Source organism: Dyella sp. 05T440, assembly GCF_056395965.1.
This window is the reverse complement of sequence record NZ_JBFTKN010000022.1, coordinates 25636-47874: the sequence shown is the minus strand read 5'-3', so window position 1 is coordinate 47874 and position 22239 is coordinate 25636. Positions and strand designations below refer to the sequence as shown.

General features: G+C 64.1%; 24 protein-coding genes. 8 read left to right on the top strand and 16 right to left on the bottom strand.

The genetic code is table 11. The features are described from left to right. Nucleotides 1–166 precede the first annotated feature (166 nt). Nucleotides 167–964, top strand: coding sequence for a hypothetical protein (locus AC1DE1_RS20255; RefSeq protein ID WP_477179284.1), 798 nt, complete (start codon nucleotides 167–169; stop codon nucleotides 962–964). Nucleotides 965–1257: 293 nt separating this feature from the next. Continuing rightward, a complete protein-coding gene (locus AC1DE1_RS20250) occupies nucleotides 1258–2055 on the top strand; it encodes a hypothetical protein (RefSeq protein ID WP_477175137.1) in 798 nt (265 codons plus the stop codon). 45 nt (nucleotides 2056–2100) lie between these two features. Here the strand turns inward: AC1DE1_RS20250 and AC1DE1_RS20245 are convergent, their stop codons facing one another. Beyond that, nucleotides 2101–2784 (bottom strand): toll/interleukin-1 receptor domain-containing protein, encoded by a 684-nt coding sequence (locus tag AC1DE1_RS20245; RefSeq protein WP_477175136.1) that lies wholly within the window; start codon nucleotides 2782–2784, stop codon nucleotides 2101–2103. A gap of 2 nt (nucleotides 2785–2786) precedes the next feature. Further along, on the bottom strand, nucleotides 2787–3650 hold the full coding sequence (locus AC1DE1_RS20240) for a Tll0287-like domain-containing protein (RefSeq protein ID WP_477175135.1): 864 nt from the start codon (nucleotides 3648–3650) through the stop codon (nucleotides 2787–2789). 289 nt (nucleotides 3651–3939) lie between these two features. Between AC1DE1_RS20240 and AC1DE1_RS20235 the strand changes: the two genes are divergently transcribed. Further along, on the top strand, nucleotides 3940–4293 hold the full coding sequence (locus tag AC1DE1_RS20235) for an antibiotic biosynthesis monooxygenase family protein (RefSeq protein ID WP_477175134.1): 354 nt from the start codon (nucleotides 3940–3942) through the stop codon (nucleotides 4291–4293). A 309-nt stretch (nucleotides 4294–4602) separates the two neighbouring features. After that, on the top strand, nucleotides 4603–4929 hold the full coding sequence (locus AC1DE1_RS20230) for an RcnB family protein (RefSeq protein WP_441604899.1): 327 nt from the start codon (nucleotides 4603–4605) through the stop codon (nucleotides 4927–4929). Nucleotides 4930–4969: 40 nt separating this feature from the next. On the opposite strand, the gene AC1DE1_RS20225 is transcribed toward AC1DE1_RS20230, so the two are convergent. From AC1DE1_RS20225 to AC1DE1_RS20185, 9 genes are all read right to left on the bottom strand, one after another. Further along, nucleotides 4970–5728 (bottom strand): AraC family transcriptional regulator, encoded by a 759-nt coding sequence (locus AC1DE1_RS20225; RefSeq protein ID WP_477175133.1) that lies wholly within the window; start codon nucleotides 5726–5728, stop codon nucleotides 4970–4972. Further along, nucleotides 5725–6102: a VOC family protein gene (locus tag AC1DE1_RS20220; protein ID WP_477175132.1), complete on the bottom strand. Its 378-nt coding sequence runs from the start codon at nucleotides 6100–6102 to the stop codon at nucleotides 5725–5727. The genes AC1DE1_RS20225 and AC1DE1_RS20220 overlap by 4 nt, the downstream gene beginning before the upstream one ends. Nucleotides 6103–6226: 124 nt before the next feature. Next, nucleotides 6227–6973 carry an HvfC/BufC family peptide modification chaperone gene (locus AC1DE1_RS20215; RefSeq protein WP_477175131.1) on the bottom strand — a complete coding sequence of 249 codons (747 nt, stop codon included), beginning with the start codon at nucleotides 6971–6973 and terminating at the stop codon, nucleotides 6227–6229. Further along, nucleotides 6970–7815, bottom strand: coding sequence for an MNIO family bufferin maturase (bufB, locus tag AC1DE1_RS20210; RefSeq protein ID WP_477175130.1), 846 nt, complete (start codon nucleotides 7813–7815; stop codon nucleotides 6970–6972). The genes AC1DE1_RS20215 and bufB overlap by 4 nt, the downstream gene beginning before the upstream one ends. 58 nt (nucleotides 7816–7873) lie before the next feature. Next, nucleotides 7874–8155 (bottom strand): BufA2 family periplasmic bufferin-type metallophore, encoded by a 282-nt coding sequence (gene bufA2, locus AC1DE1_RS20205; protein WP_441604894.1) that lies wholly within the window; start codon nucleotides 8153–8155, stop codon nucleotides 7874–7876. Nucleotides 8156–8204: 49 nt separating this feature from the next. Beyond that, nucleotides 8205–8987, bottom strand: coding sequence for an alpha/beta fold hydrolase (locus tag AC1DE1_RS20200; RefSeq protein WP_477175129.1), 783 nt, complete (start codon nucleotides 8985–8987; stop codon nucleotides 8205–8207). Nucleotides 8988–9041: 54 nt separating this feature from the next. After that, on the bottom strand, nucleotides 9042–9506 hold the full coding sequence (locus AC1DE1_RS20195) for a DoxX family protein (protein ID WP_477175128.1): 465 nt from the start codon (nucleotides 9504–9506) through the stop codon (nucleotides 9042–9044). Next, a complete protein-coding gene (locus AC1DE1_RS20190; protein ID WP_477175127.1) occupies nucleotides 9503–9778 on the bottom strand; it encodes a BufA1 family periplasmic bufferin-type metallophore in 276 nt (91 codons plus the stop codon). The genes AC1DE1_RS20195 and AC1DE1_RS20190 overlap by 4 nt, the downstream gene beginning before the upstream one ends. 35 nt (nucleotides 9779–9813) lie before the next feature. Further along, nucleotides 9814–10227, bottom strand: a complete 414-nt coding sequence (locus AC1DE1_RS20185; protein ID WP_477175126.1) for an organic hydroperoxide resistance protein — start codon at nucleotides 10225–10227, stop codon at nucleotides 9814–9816. Nucleotides 10228–10534: 307 nt separating this feature from the next. On the opposite strand from AC1DE1_RS20185, the gene AC1DE1_RS20180 reads away from it, so the two are divergent. From AC1DE1_RS20180 to AC1DE1_RS20165, 4 genes are all read left to right on the top strand, one after another. Beyond that, nucleotides 10535–11077 (top strand): redoxin family protein, encoded by a 543-nt coding sequence (locus AC1DE1_RS20180; protein ID WP_477175125.1) that lies wholly within the window; start codon nucleotides 10535–10537, stop codon nucleotides 11075–11077. Between the two features lie 35 nt (nucleotides 11078–11112). Next, nucleotides 11113–11853 carry a response regulator gene (locus AC1DE1_RS20175; protein WP_121882740.1) on the top strand — a complete coding sequence of 247 codons (741 nt, stop codon included), beginning with the start codon at nucleotides 11113–11115 and terminating at the stop codon, nucleotides 11851–11853. Next, nucleotides 11850–13169 carry a HAMP domain-containing sensor histidine kinase gene (locus AC1DE1_RS20170; RefSeq protein ID WP_477175124.1) on the top strand — a complete coding sequence of 440 codons (1320 nt, stop codon included), beginning with the start codon at nucleotides 11850–11852 and terminating at the stop codon, nucleotides 13167–13169. Before AC1DE1_RS20175 ends, AC1DE1_RS20170 begins: the two co-directional genes overlap by 4 nt. Before the next feature lie 240 nt (nucleotides 13170–13409). Beyond that, nucleotides 13410–16154, top strand: coding sequence for an ATP-binding protein (locus AC1DE1_RS20165; RefSeq protein ID WP_477175123.1), 2745 nt, complete (start codon nucleotides 13410–13412; stop codon nucleotides 16152–16154). Between the two features lie 85 nt (nucleotides 16155–16239). Here the strand turns inward: AC1DE1_RS20165 and AC1DE1_RS20160 are convergent, their stop codons facing one another. From AC1DE1_RS20160 to AC1DE1_RS20140, 5 genes are all read right to left on the bottom strand, one after another. Next, a complete protein-coding gene (locus AC1DE1_RS20160) occupies nucleotides 16240–16701 on the bottom strand; it encodes a hypothetical protein (protein WP_477175122.1) in 462 nt (153 codons plus the stop codon). A 183-nt stretch (nucleotides 16702–16884) separates the two neighbouring features. After that, entirely contained in the window at nucleotides 16885–18276 is a 1392-nt protein-coding gene (locus AC1DE1_RS20155; protein WP_477175121.1) for an ATP-binding protein, read from the bottom strand. Then, on the bottom strand, nucleotides 18273–18938 hold the full coding sequence (locus AC1DE1_RS20150) for a response regulator (RefSeq protein WP_441604881.1): 666 nt from the start codon (nucleotides 18936–18938) through the stop codon (nucleotides 18273–18275). The genes AC1DE1_RS20155 and AC1DE1_RS20150 overlap by 4 nt, the downstream gene beginning before the upstream one ends. Before the next feature lie 149 nt (nucleotides 18939–19087). Beyond that, nucleotides 19088–19813: a phosphatase PAP2 family protein gene (locus tag AC1DE1_RS20145; protein WP_477175120.1), complete on the bottom strand. Its 726-nt coding sequence runs from the start codon at nucleotides 19811–19813 to the stop codon at nucleotides 19088–19090. A 14-nt stretch (nucleotides 19814–19827) separates the two neighbouring features. Continuing rightward, nucleotides 19828–22092 (bottom strand): TonB-dependent receptor, encoded by a 2265-nt coding sequence (locus AC1DE1_RS20140; protein ID WP_477175119.1) that lies wholly within the window; start codon nucleotides 22090–22092, stop codon nucleotides 19828–19830. Nucleotides 22093–22239: the final 147 nt, after the last annotated feature.

The window sequence follows — 22239 nt, the reverse complement described above, 5'->3', positions numbered from 1 at the left end:
GAGGTTGAAGGCGTAGAACAGCGGTGCTTGCGCAGCTTGCTGACGACCCATCATCGTGGCAACGTCCACTTGTCCGATGGGTAGGCAGTGAATCAGCTTCAGACGGCCGATTCAACTGACTTTTTCAACACAATCGACCCGAAGCGGACGTACCACGGGGGATATCGTGCCAAAGCGCATATGTTTTCTGATCATCGGCCTTGGTTTATCCAGGCTCTGTGCGGCCACGGACTTCAATCCATTCGCGGGGCCTGAGCCGCTTCTGGTGGTTATTGAATCCAACCCCTGGTCTATGGTGCTGGGTGCCGATTCGCCACGGCTGGCCATCTATGAGAACGGCGACGCGATCTTCGTCGACAGCGATAAAAACGGCGAGGGTTACCGCTTCAAGCGACTGTCTTCCCAGGAAGTGGAGAACGTGCGGCAACAGGCGAGCAAAGTATTTCGAGGTACGGAACTCAAGCATCAGTACGACATGCGAGGCACGACCGATCAACCGGTGGCCGAGTTCTATTTTCACGATGCCAGGGGCTTCGTTGCCACGGATGTGGTTGGCCTGGAGTGTGGGTCGTCGAAGCCAAATCCATGGGAGCGCAATATTGCACCGCCTCCCCRGGCGCTGCTCGACTTGAACGCGTCCCTTTGTTCCATGAACTTTCCTGGCAGCGAAAAATGGTCTCCGCCTTATGCCGAAGTCATGATGTGGGACTACAACTACGCACCAGGCAAATCCGTGCCGTGGCCAAAGGCGTGGCCAGGCCTGGAATCTTCGAGAACGATCCGGCGTGGAGAGGACTACTCGATCTTCATGGACGGCGCTGAGCTCCCGCAACTGGGAGCTTTCGTGCATGGCATCCCGCAGAAGAGTGCGGTGTCCATTGACGGTAGGAAGATGAGCATCTCGATCCGGATTCCGCTTCCGAGTGAACCGGTCTGGCGTCGGGCGCTTGAATCCATCCGATAGATTCTTGTGAGGCAACCATGTTGGCGGGCCTGGCTGTTGCTCTAAATGTTCGCTACCGACTCAAGGCGGACCCTGCGGGTCTGGGCGTTGGGTCTACACGAGACGACAGGATCGAGCCGTGGAGTTGACATCGAACGGTCGTAGAAACGTGTGGATCTGATAAGGCGGCCTTGTTCTTAAGTTACGGGCAGCCGGCACTGGCTATAACGACGTCGACTTGCGGCCCAATGCGGGCGCGATGATAGAGTCGGGTCATGTATGAGTAAAAGATGTCGCCATCGGGAGGATGGATCATGACGTTGCATGATCGCTTAGGGATATTCGTCGGCTTCTCGATCGGATGGCTGGCGAGCCCGTTGGTGCTGGCGGCCGACGCAAAGCCCGAACCGCTGATCGATGGCCAGGCCGCCAGCAACATCGCGGTGATGCTGGCGGGCCGCGTGACGGGTAGCCATGACTTTGCTGTGCCGGGCATTAATTTTGACCCGGCGGCTCGCGAGTGGGTGATCCAGATCGACGCGTCGCTCGATTCCCAGACCACGAAGCACTTCGTGGCGCGAGTCAATGAGTCCACCGCTCTTGCATGCCTTGAAGCGCCGCCCGCGACGGATTGCGTTGCCAAGGAAGATCTCCATGCACTGGTGGCCAGCATCCGTCAGAAGTCGGATGCATTGGCGCTGGCCAGGAAACATCCGGCGCCTGACTTGAAGCAGTTGGCGGAAGTCATCCTTCGATATCAGGTGAATGCGGATCGTCCCAGGAACACTGCTGCGCCGAAGACGCGTTATTTCGTGAGCATTCCCTCCCCGGACACCGGAGGGCAAGTGGACCTCCCGCCAGAAAACCTCGCCGACCTCCGGAAGGACCATATCGAAGCCTTTCCGGGAAGCACCTGGACACAGGGGGCGGCGAACGGTTCCATGGCCATACGCTTTGCCGTTGGCCTTCCGGTTCGTCGTCAGGATGGCAATTACGACGTGCCCTATAGCTACTACTGCGGTCCCCTTTGCGCCGGCTGGTACACAGCGGTGATGGCGCATGACGCGAGCGGATGGCACGTACTGTCTTCGGTGATGAGTGCTGTTTCGTGAGGGCGAATCGGCATGGAGGGCACCCATGCACGATCGACGCGCCTTCTAGTGTCCCTTGCCAATTCGCCAGCACGCTTCAAGAAAGCGCCGACGTTCGACCTCGCCATCGATCTCTGGTGCGAGGCGTCGGGCGAGCGTCTCCAGATCGCAGCCGCCCAGCGTGGCCCGACGTACCAGATGTCCGGCCACAGGGCCGATGTGCCTTGCCAGTTCCATTTCAAGCAGGCGTAGATGCGCCGCGTCGACGCTTGCGGCTGGACGCGTGGCGTCCGTAGCCGCAGTGGTCCGACCTGGCTGCTGTTCGGTGATGGAGTCGATGGTGTCGACTCTGCCGAGCGCGTTGTCGAGGTAATCGCATAGACGATCGATATGCGGCTCTAGCGGTGGCGGGAAGGCATCCATCCAGTGCTGGGTGCTGAGGAAGTACTCCAGGCTCTTGGATGGCAGTACGTTCTCCAGCCGAAACGGAAGGATCGGCAATTGCTTGTGCACGGCCCGCTCGACCTCGCGCCGCACCTGACCCGAATCGTTGCTGCTGGCGGAGAAGATCAGCAACATCAGTCGTGCACTGGTGATCGCATCGATGATTTCGGCGGCCCAGTCTGCTGCTGGGGAGATGTCGCGCGGTGCGATCCATACGCGCATGCCGCGCGCCTCCAGGCGCTGCACCAGCGCGAACGCCACTTGTCGATCCGGCTGCGAATAGCTGACGAACACGTCGTGTGCCATGGTCAGCGGCCCAGCAGTTTCATTGCCTTGTCCAGGCTCTTGCGCATGCGGTTGAAGGCCGCCGACAACGCGGCCACTTCAGAACCGCCGCCGCTCGGGAAATCGGGAGCTGAGTCATCGCCCAGGCTCACCTGGTCGGCTATTCGCGCGATGCGCCGCACCGGGCGGATCACCAGCACGTAGAGCGACGCATTGACGACCATGAGCACGATGACCAGCATCGCGGCGATGGCACTGAGCACGTCGCGACGAACGCGCCCGGCGCTGGCTTCGGCGCTGGCGAATGGCACCGAGACGATCTGCGCGCCGACCACCTCGTTCGCTTGCCAGCCAAAGCCGTTGTCGCTGCCGTAGCGCGCGAGCATGGTTGCGGGCGCTGCCGAGGGCAGGCTGTGGCAACCCAGACAGCCGGCGTCGACACGGATCGGGCGCGCCAGGTAAAGCGTCCGCCCCATCGGGGTATCGCGTGTCCCGCTCATCTCCCGGGCGCTGCTGTCGTTGCGGAAGCGCTGCACGATGTCGGCCTCCCAGTCCGTCGCGCGATCGCGTGGATTGGTCGGATTGAGCGTGGCTTCCTTATAGGCGTAGTCGGGGTGTGTTTTGTGCAGCGTGAGGAAGTTCTGCGTCGCCGCATAGAACGGCACGCTCTGCGGGCGAAACGCGCTGGCCATCTTGTCGTCCAGCAGCGGGACGATCTCGGTTTCGGTGTAGGAGCGGATCGCCGCCGCGCTGTCCATCATCAGGCCGGCCTGCGCCAGCACTTCGCGCGTCGCGTTTTGCTGCAGGGTGGAGGTCACCACCAGGGAGATCGCGATCATGCCGAGCGCGAAGGCGACGAGCAGTATCAGGTTGATCCGCAGCAGCACGCTCGGCTCCCTTGCCGGAACGCAGATCTGCCGACCTGGTGCCGACGGAGTTCATGACGGTTGGAACGTCCGTTGCGTCCTGCAGTCACGTTACTCCTGCCACCGGGAAATCATGACACAAAGCGCCGGAGGCGGGGCTCGGCCGCTTGACGTTGGGTTTGGAGCTCATTGGGGGTTTGTCAGCGCGGCAAGGGGCGCGGTAACGTCAGGTGCGCAGGCCCGGCCCGTCCATCGGAACGTTTGCCTCGGCTCGTATACCATCCCAACCCCGGTTGCCGAAAGGAACGCCATGAGCAGTGCCGCACCTCCGTTTTGCGCCATCTACCGCTGGCGCTTGCATCCCGGCTCCGAAGCGACCTTCGTCGAAGCCTGGTCGAGGATCACCCAGTTGCTGCGTAGCGAACGTGGCTCGCTGGGTTCGCGCCTGCACCGGGGGCCGGATCAACTTTGGTACAGCTATACGCAATGGCCATCGGCGGAAGCCAAGGCCGAAGGGTTGGCGCGCGCGTCGGTCGATCCGCAAGCGTGGCAGCGACTGCGGGATTGCATTGCTGAAAGCCTGCCGGAACTCGTGCTTGAGCCGGTAGCGGATTTCCTGGCGCCGCTTGCGCACGACGCCGATGAAGCGACGCCATCTACGTGATGACGTCGCGAGCGGGCTGGCCACCTGCGCGGTCGTGCATCCGTTGTGCTGCCTGGGCGTGGTCATCACGCGGAGAAGTGCGCATTGACTGATGATCCAAACGGACCCTGTGCGTCCACGTGGGTTCGCGAGCATCCCAACTGCAGGATGCATCAGGCCGGTCTCGCCGATGAATGGCAGCGGTAGGCGCTACACCAATGTCACACGTTCGTGACTTGATGAAAGTAAGTGTGTTGAGCGGCGACTCTGCCGTTGGCGCAAGACACTTCGATTCGCAAGAAAATGTGACATTGAATAAGGACGCAACTCATGAAAACGACACTAGCCGCAGCGATGGCCGCCGCGCTTCTCCTCTCCAACGCAGTGATGGCCCAGGAGCACGAGCATCCCCCCGGCGATGAACACCATCAGGAAAATGCCGTGATGCACGACCGTGGTGCGAAAGAAGGCTGGTACAAGAAGGGCGGCGCCGTTCCGCGCGAGTATCGCGATGACCGCTACGTGGTTTCGGACTGGCGCTCGGAGCATCTGCGCGAGCCGCCACGCGGCTACCACTGGGTTCGTAGCGACAATGGCGAATTCCTGTTGGTAGCAGTTACCTCCGGCGTGATCGCCGACATCTTGATGAGCCACTAGTCGATCCAGCTTCAGTCGCCTCAGGGCTGTCCATGGCGCATCACCGACGTTGCCGCAATCGATAACGCCCCGGTGATGCGCCAAACTGCCTGCGGAACGCGCTGCTGAATGCAGCGAGGCTGAGATAGCCGCAATCGAGCGCGGTTTGCGCCACGCTGGCGCCGGTGGAGAGCATCGTGACGGCGTGGATCATGCGAGCCTTTTGTCGCCAGGCTTCGATGGTCAGTCCGGTCTCCTGTGGAAACAGCCGTTGCAGGGTGCGCAAGCTGGCGCCTGCCTCGTTGGACAGCGCTGGCAGGTCGCGCTCATCGCCAGGCGCACAAAGGAGTATCTCTGCCAACTTCGCTGCGCGTCTGCTCTGCGGCAGGGGCAACATCAGGTCTTCGCTGCGGGCTTGGCACAGCAGGTCAACCAGCAGGCCCGCCAGGCGATCGTGTTGCGGCTGCTCCGGCGTGAGCATGCCGATCCCAACGACATGCAGGATCAACTCGCGTAGCAGCGGCACGACTTCAAGCACGGCGGGCTGAGCTGGCAAGGGCGTCGCGCGCGAGGGACGGATGTAGAGCGTGCGCAGGCTGACTTCACCCTGCATCCTGATGCTGTGCCTGATGCCGGCTGGCAGCCAGACTGCCCGCGTGCTGGGGATAAACCACGCCGCCGTATCGGTGATGACCTGCATGACGCCAGAGGCCGCGAACACCAGCTGGCCCCAGCGATGCTGGTGCTCGGCCAGCAACGTGCCCGCGTGAAAGCTCAGCGCGAGCGTGCGGACGTCCTGGTTCTCGCCCTCGTCATTCAATCGAACACGCCCGGCTCGTATTGCATCGCGCCGACAAAGTTGCCTTCCGTATCTTCGAAATAGATCAGCTCGCCGACGCCGTCGATGCGGTAGGGCTGCATCAGGATCTTGCCGCCGCTGGCTTCGATGGCGGCGATGGTGGCCTTCAGATCCGCCACGCCGAAACTCGCTTCGTAGCCCGCCATGCGTACGCCGGGAACGATGTCGCGCCGTTCCTGCAGTGCGCCGAGCAGTCCTTGTCCGGCGTTTTTGATCTGGTAGAAGCCGGGCGGCCCCCAGGGCGTGAACGACCAGCCAAACACGCGCTCGTAGAAACTCCTGGCGCGTCCCACATCGTCGGCGTTGATCGCGAAGTGACGAAATACGGCGGGCATCGGGCAGCTCCTTGGAGGAAGAACCACGACCAGCTTATCCGCGCCGGCAATGGCGCGCGCCCTAAGATATGCCAGAAACCGACTGTCGTGCGCCACTATGGCTCGCGCTGCCGCCGTCCGCTTTTCAGCTGACGCCGGTGACGATGCCCGCCGCGATCCAGCTGGCCAGCAGTTCGCCGGCCCGGGCGATGCCTGCGTCTTCGCCGAGGCGCGCCACCAGGGCATCGCAGAGCGCGCTGAAACGTGGATCGTCGCGCAGCAAGAGCAGGGCGTCGTGTTCCACCGCGTCGATCTGTTTCAGCTGGCAGGTATAACCCTGCCGCCACGTCACAACACCGCCAGGCACCGCGAGCATTTCGCTTTCCGGTACTTCGGCGTCCTGTTGCAACGTAGACCACAGGTCCGGCGCATTCGTCGTCACCGATCGCTGGCGCAGGCTCGGCGCGAGTTGGAGGCGTGCCGTATCCCAATCGACGTCGGCCAGCTGATCGCTGCACAGCGGCGTTGCATCCGGCGCCACGAAGGACTCGGACAAGGACCATTCGATCCACGCGAGCTCGTGCACGTCGGGATTGTCCGGCAGCATGCCGTGCAGCGTGTCTTCGAAATCAGCGCCATACGCATCGAGCGTCCAGCCCTGCGGCGGTCGGCTGTCGATATGGCGGATGGCCGCTTCAAGAAACAGCGTCGAACCCAGCCAGGCGTGCAGCAGCGGATAGCTCGCTTCCAGCACGCTCACCAGCTGGGCGCGGTAATTGTTCTGGTAGACCGTCATGCCCATTCCCGCGCGGGGATCGACGCGCCGCGCGGCGTCGGGCGAAGCCCGGATCAGCCAGTCGCGAAAATCGCGCTGCAGCTCGGCGAGCGTCATGCGGCCTCCCGCAGGTCCCGGGCGCGCTCGCTGATGCAACGTGCGATCGCCAGTTCGTCCAGCAGTTCGGCCAGGGGCGGAATGGCATCGTCGCGCTCGATCATGCTGGCGACTGGTCCGAGCAGCGACATGGCCTCGGCATAGAGCGACCACACGTCGTCGCATACGGGCTGGTCGTGCGTGTCGATCAGCAGGTCGGTGACTTCGGTGTGGCCTGCCAGATGGATCTGGCGCACGCGCTCGGCAGGCAGGCCGCGCAGGAAGGCGTGCGGATCAAGGCCGTGGTTGCGCGAGCTCACATAGACATTGTTCACGTCCAGCAGCAGGCCGCAGCCGGTGCGGCGCGACATCGCGGCGAGAAACTCCCACTCGGTCATGTCGCTCTCGGCAAAGGCCACATAACTGGAGGGGTTCTCGAACAGCATCGAGCACCCCAGTGCCTCCTGCGCCATGTCGATATGTCGGCAGACCAGATCGAGCGCTTCGTTGGTATACGGAAGCGGCAGCAGGTCGTGGGAGTTGAAGCCCGCCACGCGTGACCAGCTCAGGTGATCGGACACGAACAGCGGCTGGATCTCGTCGACGAGTGCACGCAGTCGGCGCAGGTAATCATGGTCGAGACCGTCGGCGGAGCCAATCGACATCGACACACCATGCAAGGCCACCGGATGACGCTCGCGCACCTGGCGCAGGATGTGACGCGGCTGGCCGCCATCCACCATGAAGTTCTCGGAGATCACCTCGACGAAATCGACCGGCACCTTGGTCTCGAGAAAGTCGCGGTAATGCTCCTTGCGCAGGCCGAGGCCGAAACCAGCAAAGCTTGGAGGTGGCATGAACATGGCAGGGTCCTTAAGAGGAGAAAGCGGGGCTTGCACCATGCAGAGCCCCGCAAGCGACTTACTTCGGTTCGGTAAGCGTGCCGCCTTCGGCGACGCAGGCGCTCTTGGTCTTCACCACGACGCCCTGGCCCTTGCAGGTGTTGAGGCCCTTGCAATCGTTCTTGGCGGTGGCGCACAGGCTGGTGCCCTTGCAGGTGTTGACGCCGTAGCAACGCACGGGCTCTTCCTTCGCGCCGGACTGATCGGCCGCACGCACGGGCGAGGCGATCGAGGCGACGGCGAGGGCGACGAGCGCGGCGGCGGAGGCGAAGCTGGTGCGCTTGATGGAGGCGGTAGTCATGCTCAGATTCCTTGATGGATGAAGTTCGATGGGACGGTGCGGGATGTGCTCAATGCACGCTGGTGGCGGCTTCCTCGATCACCTTCGCCACCGCTTCGGGCTGCGAGATGTAGACGAGGTGGCTGGCCTTGATTTCGGTGACCTTGGAGCCGGCACGCTGGTACATCCAGCGCTGCAGGTCGGGGCTGAGTGCATGGTCTTCGGTGGTAAGCACGGCCCAGCTGGGCTTGCTGTGCCACGCGGCCGCAGACACCGTGGCGTTGAACGCGGCTGAGGTGGCCTGTGCCTGCGACACGGCGAAGAAGTTGGTGCGGTTTGGGGTGAGGTCGGCGGCGAAATCGGCAGCGAACTTCGACGGCTCCACATACAGGTGGCCATCCCGAGTGGCGACGATGTCGTTGCTCGGCGACGGCATCGAGCCGACCAACTGGCTCAGGCTCTCGCCTTCGCTCGGCTGCACGCCGGCCACATAGACCAGGGCCTTCACCTTGTCGCGATTGCCGGCCACGGTGATGACGGCGCCGCCATAGCTGTGGCCGACCAGAACAACGGGGCCGTCCTGTTGGCGGATCAGCTCGCGGGTCAGGTCGATATCGTCGGCCAGCGTTTCGATGCGCGGCTGCTCGACGGTGACGTGGTAGCCCTTGTGGATCAGGATGTCGTGCACGACGCGCCAGCCGGAACCGTCGACGAAGGCGCCAGGCACGATCACGATGTTCTTGACGCCAGCGGGGACGGAAGTGGGCGTCGGTGCAGCTTTGGGCGCCTCGTCGGCGAGGGCGGGGCCCATCGATGCCATCAGGGCGATGGTGAGGCTCAGCAGGGTACGCATGGGTGTGTCCTTTCGGTAATCAGGGATGAAAAGTCGTGGTTGAGGTCGTCGTGTTCAGTGCGGCGTGCGGCGCTGGCGCAAGAGCTGGTCGAGCGACCACTTGCCACCACCGCGCACGGCCAGCGGCAGCAGCAGCGCCGCCCAGCTCAGATGCGTCGGCCATGCGTCCGGGTATACGAAGATCTCGATCACCGTGGTCATGCCCAGCAGCGCCAGTGCGGAGATCCGCGTGGACAAACCCAGCACGAGCAGCAGCGGGAACAGATGTTCCGCACCCGTCGCCAGGCGGGCGGCCCAGTCGGAGGGAATCAGCGGCAGGCGGTATTCCGATGCGAACAAGTCGTACGTCGAGGGCTTGATCGAGAGGAAACCTTCGACCTTCGTGCGTCCCGACTGGAAAAACACCGCCGCAATGCCCAGACGCGCCACCAGCAAGAGCAGTGCGTCGGGCAGCAGAGACGAGTGGCGTCGGGCGGTCAGCGTCCTCGGCGACTGCGCGACGATCTGCGTACTGATCACGACTTGGCCTCGAGCGAGCCATGCCCTTTGGGCGTCTTGATGGTGGTGCAGGTGCCTTTGTCGACCAGTACCCAGGCATTGCCCTGAAAGTCCGCCTTGGAGGTGCCGGCGCAGCTGGTGCCGGGACCGGCTGCGCAATCGTTCTTGCCGGCAAGGGCGACGCCGTAGCACTTTTCCATCGGCTTCTTGGCGTCTTCGGCGTGGCCGCTCACCGCAAACGCGGCGAGGCTGAGGGCGAACGTGGCGGCGAGGGTGGCGCGTGTGCGATTCATCGGAGGAGTCCTTTGGATTCGATGGCTGGGATGGCTCAGACGAGCGTGATCACGACGTCGATGTTTCCGCGCGTCGCCTTGGAGTACGGGCAGGTCTGGTGGGCGGCGTCGATCAGCTGCTGCGCGACGTCGCGGTCGACGCCCGGCAGGGACACGTTGAGACGCGCCTGCAGCGCATAACCGTCGCTGCCCTGCACCAGGTCCACTTCAGTGGACACGCGGGTGTCTGCCGGCAGGGCGATCTTGTTGGCGCGAGCGGCAAGACCCATGGCGCCGATGAAGCAGGCCGACCAGCCTGCGCCAAACAGCTGCTCCGGATTCGTGCCGGCCTTGCCGGAACCCGGGGGCGACAACTTGATGTCGAGCTGGCCGTCGCTGCTGTGCGACTGGCCATCGCGGCCGCCGGTGGTGGTGGTCTTGCCGGTGTAGAGAACGGTGCGGTCTGACATGGGAGGTATTCCTTGGCTTGGTTTGGTTGGCTTGGCTGTCGATCAGCCGGTGTGGCCATGAAACCGTCGCCGCGTATCCGCGATGTGTCGCGCTCCTGGTCGAACAGCATCGAAATGTGTAACGGCGCCCCGCCGATACATTCGGATACGAACCGGCGCCCGCCAGGCCCCATGCGGGCTGGCAGGGCAGATACAAAGCGATACAAAAAGCCGGTGCGGACGACATCCCCGATACAAACCGGGCTGTTCTCATACACATCACCCTGGCGCGTGCGCCGTCCCTGATGTCCTGAGGAGAACCTCATCCATGAAACTTCTGCGTTATGCCCTTGCTGCCGCGGCTTTCGGCGCAGCCCTGGTCGCCGCCTGGCCCGGTGCGTCGAGCACCGCCAATGCACAGACACCGCCCACCCAAACGGCGGCCCCGGATCTCACCGGTGCCAATCAATGGTTCAACTCGCCGCCACTGACCATGCAGTCGCTGCGCGGCAAGGTGGTGCTGGTGGAGTTCTGGACGCGCGAATGCATCAACTGCGTGCATGTGCTGCCGCATACCAAGGCGCTCTACGACCGTTACGCGGCTGACGGCCTGGTGGTGGTCGGCGTGCATACCCCCGAGTACGACGAGGAGCGCGACGCCCACGCACTCAAGGACGCCATCGGCGCGCTCGACATCAAATATCCGGTGGCGATGGACAACGACTACCGGATCTGGAACGCCTGGGGCAATCGCTACTGGCCGGCGATCTATCTGATCGACCGCGAGGGCCACGTGGTCTATCGCCATGTGGGCGAAGGCGACTACGATCGTACCGAGGAACGTATCCGCCAGCTGCTCGGCAAGGCGTAAGGCAGGCGATACGGCATCAGATCATGGGAGACAGCATGGAACACATCGACCAGGTCCTGGTCGTCGATGACGACCACGGCATCCGCACGGGCATCGTGGATTACCTGCGCAAGAACGGCTTGCGCGCCACCGGCGCCGCCGACGGCCGCGAGATGTTCGCGCAGCTGGATACCTCGGCGTTCGACCTGGTCGTGCTCGACATCATGATGCCCGGCGACGATGGCCTGGTGCTGTGCCGCACCCTGCGCGGCGGCAAGCACAAGCATGTGCCGGTGGTGCTGCTGACCGCGCGCGACGATGAGACCGATCGCATCATCGGCCTGGAAATGGGTGCGGACGATTACGTCACCAAGCCATTCTCGCCGCGCGAGCTGCTGGCGCGCATCAAGGCGGTGATCCGCCGCACGCGCATGCTGCCGCCCAACCTGCGCGTGACCGAGAGCAGCGACAGCATTGCGTTCGGACGTTGGCGCCTGGATACCACGGCGCGCCATCTGCTCGACGAGAACGGCACCGTGGTGTCGTTGAGCGGCGCCGAATTCCGCCTGCTGCGCGTGTTCCTCGATCATCCTCAACGCGTGCTGTCGCGCGACCAGTTGCTCAACCTCACCCAGGGCCGGGATGCGGAGCTGTTCGATCGCTCCATCGACCTGCTGGTCAGCCGCCTGCGGCAGCGCCTGCAGGACGGAGCCCGCGACCAGACGTATATCAAGACCGTGCGCAGCGAGGGCTATGTGTTCTCGATGCCGGTGATCCTCAACGGCCAGGAACCATGAACGCTCAAGCGGTGATCGAGCGGCGTCGCTGGCTGCCGCGCAGCATGGCGTCGCGGCTCTACCTGATCATCTTCGCGGGCTTGATGCTGGCGCAGGGCCTGTCGTTCGCGCTGCTCTATATGGAGCGGATGCAGAGCGCGACCGCGGTGATGTTCAACACGTTGGAACACGACGTGGGCACCTCGGTGGCGGTGATCGACCGGCTGCCGGCGGCGGAGCGCCCGCGCTGGCTCAACCGTCTGGAGCGCGACAACTACTTCTACATCCTCGGTCCAGGCGAGCCCGGCAATCATCTCTCCAACCAGCGCTCAGCGTACGTGACCAGCATGATCGCCAAGGAGGTCGGGCCCGACTTCCGCGTATACGGCAATACCATTTCGACGGCGCCTGAGCGGTATCAGGTCCACTTCGCCCTGCACGACGGCTCGCCGCTGACGCTGCAGATCACGCCTTACATGAAGCCGGTCGCCAGCTGGCTGCCGTTCGTTTTCATCCTGCAGGTGATCCTGCTGTTGATCTGCACGTGGCTGGCGGTACGGTTTGCCACGCGTCCGCTCAGCACGCTTGCGGCCGCCGCCGATGCCATGACGCCCACCGCTGACGGCCCGCGCATGTCGCAGGAAGGACCGGTCGAAGTGGCGCGTGCGGCCAAGGCGTTCAACACCATGCAGGACCGCATTGCGCGCCATCTGCAGGAGCGCCTGCACATCCTCGCTGCCATCTCGCACGACCTGCAGACGCCGATCACCCGCATGCGTTTGCGCGTGGAAGCGTTGGACGAGTCGCCAGAACAGCAGCGCATCGTCGAGGATCTGAAGGAGCTCGAGCATCTGGTGCGCGAAGGCGTGGCCTATGCGCGCAGTGCGCACGGCGGTTCGGAAACACCGGTACGAATGGACCTGGGCGCCTTCGTCGAGAGTCTGGTGTTCGACTATCAGGATGTGGGGCGGCCGGTATCGATGACCGGTCAGGTGGCTGCCACCGCCACCGTTCGCCCGCAGGCCTTGCGTCGCGTGCTGGCCAACCTGATCGATAACGCGATCAAGTACGGCGGTGCGGCGGAGGTCGCGGTGCAGGACGACGGCTCGGGTGGATTCAGCGTCATCATTGCCGATCACGGCCCCGGCATTCCCGAGCACGAATTGGAGCAGGTGCTGCAGCCGTTCTATCGCCTGGAATCGTCACGCAATCGTGACACCGGCGGCGCGGGGCTGGGGTTGGCCATTGCCGCACAGCTCATCGCTTCGATCGGCGGTCAGCTGCGGTTGTGCAACCGGGATGGGGGTGGCCTCAAGGCCATCATCAGCCTGCCGTGAGCGGCAGGTGTTGCGTGGAGCAATGGGCTTTTTTGTCAGCGCCTACACGCTCCACGCGATATGAGACTGGGCAAACCCTGAGCTCGGTGGCGGCCATGGGGCTTCACTAAGTTCCAAGCCCGCCGCGGCACGCCAGTTCTTCTACTACAGGCCCGAGTGAAGTGTCCTATGCCCGAACCCGTTGTCGGCAGCACGCAGATGGAATTTGCTCCCTCAAGCCCAGGCAGCTTGGGGGCCGCCATGCGGGATCTTGACTGGTCGCAATCGCCGCTGGGCTTGTCCAACACCTGGTCCCCGAGCCTGCGCACCACGGTCGGCATGCTGCTGGCGGCGCAGGCGCAGATCGTGTTGTTCTGGGGGCCACAGTTTGTCGCGCTCTACAACGATGCGTATGCGCCCACCATCGGCGACAAGCACCCGCGCGCATTGGGTCGCCCAGGTGCGGAAAACTGGGCGGAGCTTTGGGACGATCTCGAGCCTTTGCTGACAGGGGTGCGCACGACAGGCCGTACCTTCACGGCGAACGATCGCCCGTTCTATATCGAACGCCACGGTTACGGTGAAACGGTGTACTTCGATGTCTCCTATTCCGCGGTGCCCGAAGCGGACGGCTCGGTCGGCGGCGTGTTGTGCATCGTCTCGGAGACCACCGGCCGGGTAGTGAGCGCGCGGCGGCAGGCATCCTTGCTGCAGCTGGAAGACTCCTTGCGCCAGATCGCCGATGCGGACGGCGCCAAAGCCGTGGCAGTTGAATTGCTGCAACGCGAATTGCCGGTGGAAGCCGTCAGTTACGCAGACATGGGTGGCGATGACATGGCGGCCGATCCTTGTCGGCTCGACATTCCCGTATCGCGCAACCACATCGCCGTGGGCGCCTTTCACGTCACCTATCCGGCTTCGCGCCACTGGAATGATGACGATGCGCAGTTTGCGCGCTCGGTTGCAGAGCGCACCTGGTCGGCCTCCGAACGCGCACGCGCCGAGACCTTGTTGCGCGAGTCCGAAGCCCGCCAGCGACAGGATGCCGACCGCGTGCAGTTGGCGCTGTCGGCCGGCGCGATCATCGGCACCTGGATGTGGGATCTGCCGCATGATCGCCTCACCGTCGACGAAAAGTTCGCGGTCAGTTTTGGACTTGATCCTGCACTGGGGCGCGTCGGGCTGAGCCTTGCGCAGGTCCTCGCCACCGTCCATCCCGACGACCGGCCGCGCCTGGAGCGGGCGATCGGCGAGGCGATCGAGCACGGCGGTCCGTATGCGCACCAATATCGCGTGCGCCGTGCCGACGGCAACTACTACTGGGTCGAAGCGAATGGTCGCGTCGACCAGGGTGGCGACGGCAAGGCCGCTTCGTTTCCTGGCGTGCTCATCGATCTGGAAGAGCGCCGTCGCGCGGAACAGAAACTCGCGCTGAGCGAAGCGAAGTACCAGACACTGTTCAACGAGATCGACGAAGGCTTCTGCGTCATCGAGTTCCTGGACGGACCACATGGACCGTTGAGCGACTACGTGCACATTGAGGCCAACCCCGCATACAGCGTGAACACGGGCATTCCCGACATCGTCGGCAAAAAGGTGCGCGACATGGTGCCCGATGAGGCCGGGGCATGGGTGGAGATTTATCGCCGTGTGCTGCTCACTGGCGAAGCCGTGCGCTTCGAGCGCGAGCTGGAGGCGACTGGCCGCTACCTCGAACTCGCCGCCTTCCGCATCGAGCCGCCCGAGCGCCGCCAGGTGGCCGTGCTGTTCAAGGACGTCAGCGCACGCAAGCGTGCCGAAGACGAACTGCTGCTGCTCAATCGCGAACTCGCCGAGCGCGTGGCGCAGGCGGTGGCCCAACGCGAAGCGGCGCTGGCGCATGTGCACGAGATGCAGAAACTGGAAACCATCGGCCAGCTCACCGGCGGCGTGGCGCACGACTTCAACAATCTGCTCACGCCCATCGTGGGTGCGTTGGACATGGTGGCGCACATCCATGAGGACGACGAGCGCACCCGCCGCCTCACCGGCGCGGGGCTGCAGGCCGCCGAGCGCGCGCGCACCCTGGTGCAGCGCCTGCTGGCCTTTGCGCGTCGACAACATCTGCAGGCGCGACCGGTCAATCTGCGCCAGCTGGTGAACGGCATGGAGGATCTGCTGGTCCGTTCGCTGGGGCCGCAGGTGCTGTTGAAGATCGAATGCGTGGCCGGGCTGCCGTTGGCCATCATGGATCCCAACCAGTTCGAGCTGGCGCTGTTGAATCTTGCTGTGAATGCGCGCGATGCCATGGTCGATGGTGGCGCGCTCACCGTCAGCGTCGACCTGGACCACGTCGTGCAGCACGCGAAGCTCGCCGAGGGGCGCTATATCCGCGTGTCAGTGTCCGATACGGGCGCAGGCATGGATGAGGACACCCTCAAGCGCGCCGTCGAGCCGTTCTTCACCACCAAGGCGAAGGGGCAGGGCACCGGCCTGGGCCTGTCGATGGTGCATGGCCTGGCCGCCCAATCGGGTGGCGACTTCGCGCTCGCCAGCACGCCGGGACGCGGAACCACAGCCACCTTGTGGCTGCCCGCATCCACCCAGGGCGTGGACGAGCAGGCGGCGCCACCCGCGGTGACATCGCTGCTGCGCCGCGGACAGGGTGCGCACGTCCTGCTCGTCGATGACGAGGAACTGGTGCGTTCCGGCACGGCCGACATGCTGAGCGATGCAGGCTACGTGGTGCGGCAGGCGTCGTCCGGCCATGAGGCGCTGGCGCTGTTGCGTGCAGGCCTCGATGTGGCCGTGCTGGTGACCGATTATGCGATGCCCGGCATGTCCGGCACGCAGCTGGCGAGCGAAGCCGTGCAACTGCGACCGGCGCTGCCAGTGTTGATGATCACCGGCTTCGCGTCGCTCAACGACGACACCGTCGCCGAGCTGCCGCGGCTGTCCAAGCCGTTTCGGCAGCACGATATCGCCGATGTGCTGGCGGATCTGCTTGAGAAGAGTCACGCGCGCTGATCGGCCGTATCGTTCGCCCTGGCCAAAGCAAGAGAGCCCGGCGGGTGCCGGGCTCTCTTCGAACGTCGCTGCGTGAACTCAGGGCTCAATAACCGTCCTGGTAGCCCTGCTGATAGCCCTGCTGGTAGCCATCACTGGGCTGCTCATAGATGACCTGCCCTTCCTGCGGCTGCTCATACACCACGGTGGCAGGCTGGCGGTCAGCCACGGGCGCCTGCTGGTAATACGTCGGCGCGGGTTGATAGTAGGTCGGGGCAGGCGCCACCGCCTGCGTCACGATGCCGGCTACCGTCGCGGCGACAATGGCGCCCGCGATCCAGTTGCCGGCATTGCCGTGACCGCCGTGGTATCCGCGATCGTGATGCCAGTCGCCGCGATCGCGGCCCCAGCCGCCTCGATCATGGTTCCAGTTGCCTCGATCATGGCCCCCGCGATAACCGTTGTCGTGCCCCCAGCCATCGCGGGCGGATGCAGCCATCGGCGCCATCGCGGTGGTCGCCACCGCCAGGCCAAGCACTACGCGTTGAGCAAGTGCGAACTTCTTCATGGCACACCTCCGTTGAACTGGAGTCGATGCTCGGGCTGCGGGGCTTAATGACTACTGAAATATCCTGCGATTCCGATGGCGCCCACGATTCGGTTGCCTGCCGTTGTGCTTATCGCTAGAAATTCGTCAAGCCACGCTTAGTGGTCGCTTAGTCGGGCTCTTACAGCGCGTTTGGCGCGCTGCTCAAGGACACAGCAAAGGAATGGAAACCCGCACGCGCAACCCGCGGCCAAACGGCGAGTCGAGCAATTCGATGGTGGCGCGGTGCAGGCTGGCGGCCCGGGCCACGATGGAAAGGCCCAGGCCATAGCCTTCGCCGCGGCTGCCGGCTTCGCGATGGAAGCGGGCGAACACGGCATGGCGTCGCTCGAGCGGGATGCCGGGCCCGTTGTCGATGACTTCGAGCGTGGCTTCCTGCTGGTTCTGCACCACCGCAAGCTGGATGCGACCGCCGGCGGGTACATAGCGCAGCGAGTTCTCCAGCAGATTGCGCAGCAAGGCCACCAGGGCGGGCGCATAGCCTTGCACGACCACGCGGCTGTCATGCAGCACGAAACCCAGTTCAACGCCACGGCGCTGCAGGCCGGGCGTGAGTTCCTGGACCACCCCACCGGCCAGGTCGACCAGGTCCACTGCCTCGAACGGGCTGGATGCCGCACCCGCCTCCAGCTTGGCCAGCGCAAGCAGCTGTTCGATGCGACGGCCTAGCGTGACGACGCTGCCGTGGGCGCCGGCGAGACTGTCCTGGATCTCGTCGGGGTCGACAGTCTCCATGGCGCTTTCCAGGTTGAGCTGGATCGAGGCCAGCGGTGTGCGCAGCTCATGCGCCACGTCGGCGCTGAAGCGGCGCTCGCGTTCCAGCGCGTCTTCCTGGCGGTCGAGCTGCTCGTTGAGGGCGTTGAGCACCGGACGAAGTTCGCGCGGTGCGTCAGGCAACACGATGCGTGCGCGGCTGCCGGGCTCGCGCTCGGACAAGGCCGTGGTGAGGCTGGCCAGTGGACGCAGTCCGCGACCCACCGCCCAACCGACCAGCAGCGCCAGCACGGGCAGCCCGAACAGGAAGGGCAGGCCGTGATCCAGCCACAGCGTGTGCACGATGTCTTCGCGACTGTCGTAACGGTCGGCGACGCGGATCACATAAGCGCTGTTCGGATCGACGTAGTTGAACACGCGCCACACGTGGTGCTGCTTTTTCAGGTCGTGGTAGGCCGAGCGATCATCCGGGGTGGCCGGCAAGGTCATCAGGTTGATCGTGCCCAGCACCAGCTTGCCCTGCCGGTCGAACACCTGGAATCCCACTTCCGACTCGTGCGTGGCTACTTCGCCCTGCGCAGCCAGCACGCTCTTCTTCTGCACGGGAACCAGCAGGCCCTCATGGCCAGCAAAGGTCTGGACGCCGGCTTGCTGGATCAGCGTGGCGATGGTGTGCGCCGCCTCGGCCAGGCGGGCATCGGACAGCACGGCCATTTCGGAGCTGGTGCGGCGAAAGCTGTAGAACGCCAGCGGCAACAGGAACAGCAGCAACAGCGCGATGATCATCCAGCGCAGGCGACCGCGCAGGCTGGTGGGCTTCACCGCGGGTCCCGCGGAATCATGTAGCCAAATGCGCGCACGTTCTGGATGGTGTCGAAGCTCAGCTTGCGGCGCAGCGAATGCACGAGCACATCGAGCGCGCCGTCGGTCACCTGGCGCTCGCTGCCGTAGAGCGAACTCTCCAGCGTGTCGCGGCGGACGACGCGGCCGCTGCGTTCCATCAAGGTCTGCAGCAGCGACATTTCGCGGCGGGTCAGATCCACCCTGTCGCCGCGGAAGGTGACTTCCAGGGTGGCCAGGTCCAGGCACAGCGCGCCGGCTTCGATGCGATTGGCGGCCAGGCCTTGCATGCGGCGCGTGAGCGAACGGATGCGCGCGCCCAGTTCATCGAGATGGAATGGCTTGGTGAGGTAGTCGTCCGCACCGGCATCGAGGCCATGCACGCGCGCCTGCACGGCATCGCGCGCGGTGAGGATGAGCACAGGCGTGCGTATGTCGTTGCGGCGTGCCTCGGTGAGGATGTCCAGGCCGTCCTTGCCGGGCAGGCCCAGATCGAGCAGCACCAGGTCGGCCGTCTGGTCCTGCATCGCCCCGATGGCCTGCGCGCCATCGGTGATCCAGGTCACCGCGTACGACAGGCGTTCAAGCGCGCGCTGAATCGCCGCGCCCAATTCCAGATCGTCTTCCACCAGGATGATGTGCATCGCGTGCCTCGGCTACGAGAACGGCGGGCCATGGGGCCCGCCGGGTCAGCGTTCGATTGTCTTTCCGTTTTGTTACCGTCCCGGGAAAAGCTGCCCATCCCTGGGCAATCGCACCTGCCCGCGAGCCATGCGGAGCCCGCGGACAGGTACTAGGGGGCCTTGGAAGCGGTGGACACCAGGCCAGCCGCACGCAATTCCTCGCGGGCGGCCGCGAGATCGTGCTGCAAGGCAGGCGAAGCGAGCATGTCGGTGGCGAGTGCCTGGCCGAATTCGCGGCCCGCGTAGATGTCCTGCAGCGTGTGCACGCCCTTCACCACGCGGCGCCAGCCGATGTCGCGGGCGTGCTGCATCAACGCATCGGCATCCTGCGGAAACAGTTGCGCGAGCAGGATGGCGTCCACCGTGGCGCGGCTGGCATGACCGCTGGGATAGCCGAAGCTCTTCTTCGCCAACGCTTCGGGATGCATCGCGCAGTCCGACGCCGGCGGACAGGGGCGCACGCGCTTCCAGTGGTTCTTGGAGAGGTCGACGGCTTCCTTGGTCTCGTGTTCGGCTTCCTTGAACAGCGCGGCCACGTGAGGGAGCTTGTCTGCACGAAAATCCGCGCCGATCACCGGGGCAAAGTCGAATGCGTTGAATTTCTCTTCCTGCTTCGCCTGGTCGAAATCAGAGGAAGAGCGCGCGGCGAAGGCGCGATCGGTGGCATCGCGATCGGCCTGGTCTTCCGCGCTGCCCGGCGCGCTCGGCGGGGGCAGAGCGGACATCACCGCGTCGACTTGGGTGGTGCTCAGGTAGACGTCGGCATGCGTGTCCTTGGCAGCGGACAGGGACGGTGCGATCAACAGCAGGGCAAGGAGGGTGTGCTTGAACTTCATCGTGAACTCCCCCGTCACAGCGCCAGCGACGCGGAGGCGAACCAGCTGCGCCCCGGCAACACGTAATACGAACCCACATTGCCGCTCACCGAGTTGATCACCAGGTTGTGCGCATCAAACAAGTTGTCCACCTGCAGGCGCACCTTGTAACTCTTGATCCACGAACCGGTGAGGTTCTGGCCGTAGCCCACGCTCATCGCCGCCTGCCAGTAACCGCCGGTGCCGATGGTCGAGGTCACCGAGGAGGCCACGTCCGGATTGAAGCTGGAGTTGTACGCCTTCTGGCTGCCGGAATACTTGTCGTACAGCGAGGCGAAGAAGCCGTCGTTCTCATACATCACGCCCAGCGCGGCGGTGCGGTCCGGCACATTGGGGATGTCGAGCTTGGAGCCCTTGAACGTCGCGTCCTGCAGCGAACCGTTGGCAAACACGCTGGTGCCCGAACCTACGTAATAGGTGAGCTCGCCTTCGATACCCTTGATGTACGCGCCCTTGGCCAGGTAGTAGACCGCATCGGTGGTACCGGGCACGGTGGTGGAGAACTGGTAGTTCTTGAAGTTGATGAAGTACACATCGGCGTCGGCGTTGAAGCGCTCGGTCTTGTAGACCGTGCCGAACTGGTAGTTCATCGTCTGCTCGGGCTTGGTGTTGTCGAGCGCCGGATTGGGCACGTAGAACTCGTTGAGGTTGGGCGTGAGCATGCCCTGCGCCGCGGTAGCGTAGATGCTCCAGTCGTCGCGCAACAGATAGTTGGCGGTGAGGTAACCCAGCGTCTTGTCCCAGCTCTGGCTGTAGTACAGCGGCGTCTTGCTGGTCTGGTTGATCGGCGCCTCGATGTCGCGGCTCACGTTGAAGTACTTCACGCCCGGCGTGATGCTCAGGCCGTCGTACGCGTACCACTCGTACTCGGCGTAAAGCTGGCCGGTGTGCAGCTGGTCCTTCATGGTGTACTTGTACGGCCCGCTGTACACGCCCTTGCTGTTGAACGTACCGAACGTCGACGCGCCCGGCTTCACATCGATGGCGCCGTCGCGGCCGTAGTCGATGGCGATGCTGCTGCGCTCGTTGTTGGTGTACTCGTACCAGCCGCCCGTACGGAACTGGCCGTGGTCGTCGGCGTGCACCAGCTGGAACACATCGCCCCAGGCGCGGTAGTTGTTGATCTTCACGTAGCCGCCCATGTTGGTCGGCGATGCCTTGGTGCCCACGTAGGGGCTCTCGTGGCTGGTGTTGTCGTAGGCGTAGGTATAGACCTTGTTGTCCACCGACCAGGTGTCCGACAGCAGGCTGTGGATGCCCAGGTATTCCAGGTCGGTCTGCTTGGTCTGGAAGTTGTAGCAGGCGCAATTGGTGCTGGTGGGATCGTTGTTGAGGCCGAAATTGCGGCCCAACTGGTCGATCTGCTGCAACGTCAGCGAGCTGAGGTTCGGGTTGTTGAAGCGGATGTAGTTGTAGTTGCTGAGGAAGGTGATCTCAGTGTTGCTGCCGATCGGCTGCACATATTTGATATAGCCCGTCTTGCGCGAGGTGTCGCCGTCGGTCTTGGCGGTATCAGTGCTGATGTACTGCGCGCTGGCGATCAGCTTGCCGCCACCGAGATCGTCGAGCTTGCCCGTGTTGAGCTCCAGATGGGTCAGCGAGGTGTCGTAGCTGCCGAAGCTTTGCGTGGGAATGAACGAGAACGAATCGGTCGGGTCCTTCGAGCTCAGCGCCACGGTGCCGCCGAACGTCGCCTCGCCAATCGTGCTGGCGCTGCCGGGGCCGCGATCAATGAGAACCTGGCCGATCATCTTGGCCGGGAAGTAGCTGCTGGTGTGATGGCTGAAGTCGTTGGTGTCGCCAAACGGAATGCCGTCGTAGGTGACGTTGAAGGAGTTGTCATTGAAGCCACGCAGCGTCATCTGCTTGGACTCGCCCAGGCCGGGGCCGGCCGTGCTCACATTGGTCACGCCCGGCGCGATCGCCGCGATCGTGGCGTAGTCGGCCGTGGGCGCCACATGGTTGCTGATCCAGTCCAGCCCGATCACCGACTGCGGCTGGGTGATGTTGAGGTCGGCCTGGGTCGGCGCCTGGGTGATGGCCGAGGTCGCAGAAGAGCCCTGCACTTCCACTTCTTCCAGTTCCTTCGGTGCCCTCAAGGCATTGGCGCTGGGCTTGGACGGCGAAGCGTCCGCCGGTGTGCTGGCTGCCGTCGTATCGGTATCGGCGGCACGCGCGGGCAGGCTGAGCGACAGGCTGGCGAGCAGGGCGAGCGCGACTGCGCTGGAAAGAGGACGCAAGACAAGCTGCGACGCGTGATAGCGCCGACGGAAAGAGGAAGACATGGCGGCCCGAGTAGTGGCTGGATTCAGTGCACTAGCGTGGGTTCGCCATTTGACAGTTCCGTTTCACAGGGGTGATGCGCAGTGGCGGTTTGCTTAGCGCCG

Bases quoted from the DNA above. Each gene is read 5' to 3' on its own strand.
- AC1DE1_RS20160 (WP_477175122.1), bottom strand. From the start codon at position 16,701: ATGAAGAAGTTCGCACTTGCTCAACGCGTAGTGCTTGGCCTGGCGGTG.
- AC1DE1_RS20170 (WP_477175124.1), top strand. From the start codon at position 11,850: ATGAACGCTCAAGCGGTGATCGAGCGGCGTCGCTGGCTGCCGCGCAGC.
- AC1DE1_RS20235 (WP_477175134.1), top strand. From the start codon at position 3,940: ATGAGCAGTGCCGCACCTCCGTTTTGCGCCATCTACCGCTGGCGCTTG.
- AC1DE1_RS20200 (WP_477175129.1), bottom strand. From the start codon at position 8,987: ATGCGTACCCTGCTGAGCCTCACCATCGCCCTGATGGCATCGATGGGC.
- bufA2 (WP_441604894.1), bottom strand. From the start codon at position 8,155: ATGACTACCGCCTCCATCAAGCGCACCAGCTTCGCCTCCGCCGCCGCG.
- AC1DE1_RS20185 (WP_477175126.1), bottom strand. From the start codon at position 10,227: ATGTCAGACCGCACCGTTCTCTACACCGGCAAGACCACCACCACCGGC.
- AC1DE1_RS20230 (WP_441604899.1), top strand. From the start codon at position 4,603: ATGAAAACGACACTAGCCGCAGCGATGGCCGCCGCGCTTCTCCTCTCC.
- AC1DE1_RS20220 (WP_477175132.1), bottom strand. From the start codon at position 6,102: ATGCCCGCCGTATTTCGTCACTTCGCGATCAACGCCGACGATGTGGGA.
- bufB (WP_477175130.1), bottom strand. From the start codon at position 7,815: ATGTTCATGCCACCTCCAAGCTTTGCTGGTTTCGGCCTCGGCCTGCGC.
- AC1DE1_RS20180 (WP_477175125.1), top strand. From the start codon at position 10,535: ATGAAACTTCTGCGTTATGCCCTTGCTGCCGCGGCTTTCGGCGCAGCC.
- AC1DE1_RS20250 (WP_477175137.1), top strand. From the start codon at position 1,258: ATGACGTTGCATGATCGCTTAGGGATATTCGTCGGCTTCTCGATCGGA.
- AC1DE1_RS20145 (WP_477175120.1), bottom strand. From the start codon at position 19,813: ATGAAGTTCAAGCACACCCTCCTTGCCCTGCTGTTGATCGCACCGTCC.
- AC1DE1_RS20150 (WP_441604881.1), bottom strand. From the start codon at position 18,938: ATGCACATCATCCTGGTGGAAGACGATCTGGAATTGGGCGCGGCGATT.
- AC1DE1_RS20175 (WP_121882740.1), top strand. From the start codon at position 11,113: ATGGAACACATCGACCAGGTCCTGGTCGTCGATGACGACCACGGCATC.
- AC1DE1_RS20245 (WP_477175136.1), bottom strand. From the start codon at position 2,784: ATGGCACACGACGTGTTCGTCAGCTATTCGCAGCCGGATCGACAAGTG.
- AC1DE1_RS20165 (WP_477175123.1), top strand. From the start codon at position 13,410: ATGCGGGATCTTGACTGGTCGCAATCGCCGCTGGGCTTGTCCAACACC.
- AC1DE1_RS20215 (WP_477175131.1), bottom strand. From the start codon at position 6,973: ATGACGCTCGCCGAGCTGCAGCGCGATTTTCGCGACTGGCTGATCCGG.
- AC1DE1_RS20190 (WP_477175127.1), bottom strand. From the start codon at position 9,778: ATGAATCGCACACGCGCCACCCTCGCCGCCACGTTCGCCCTCAGCCTC.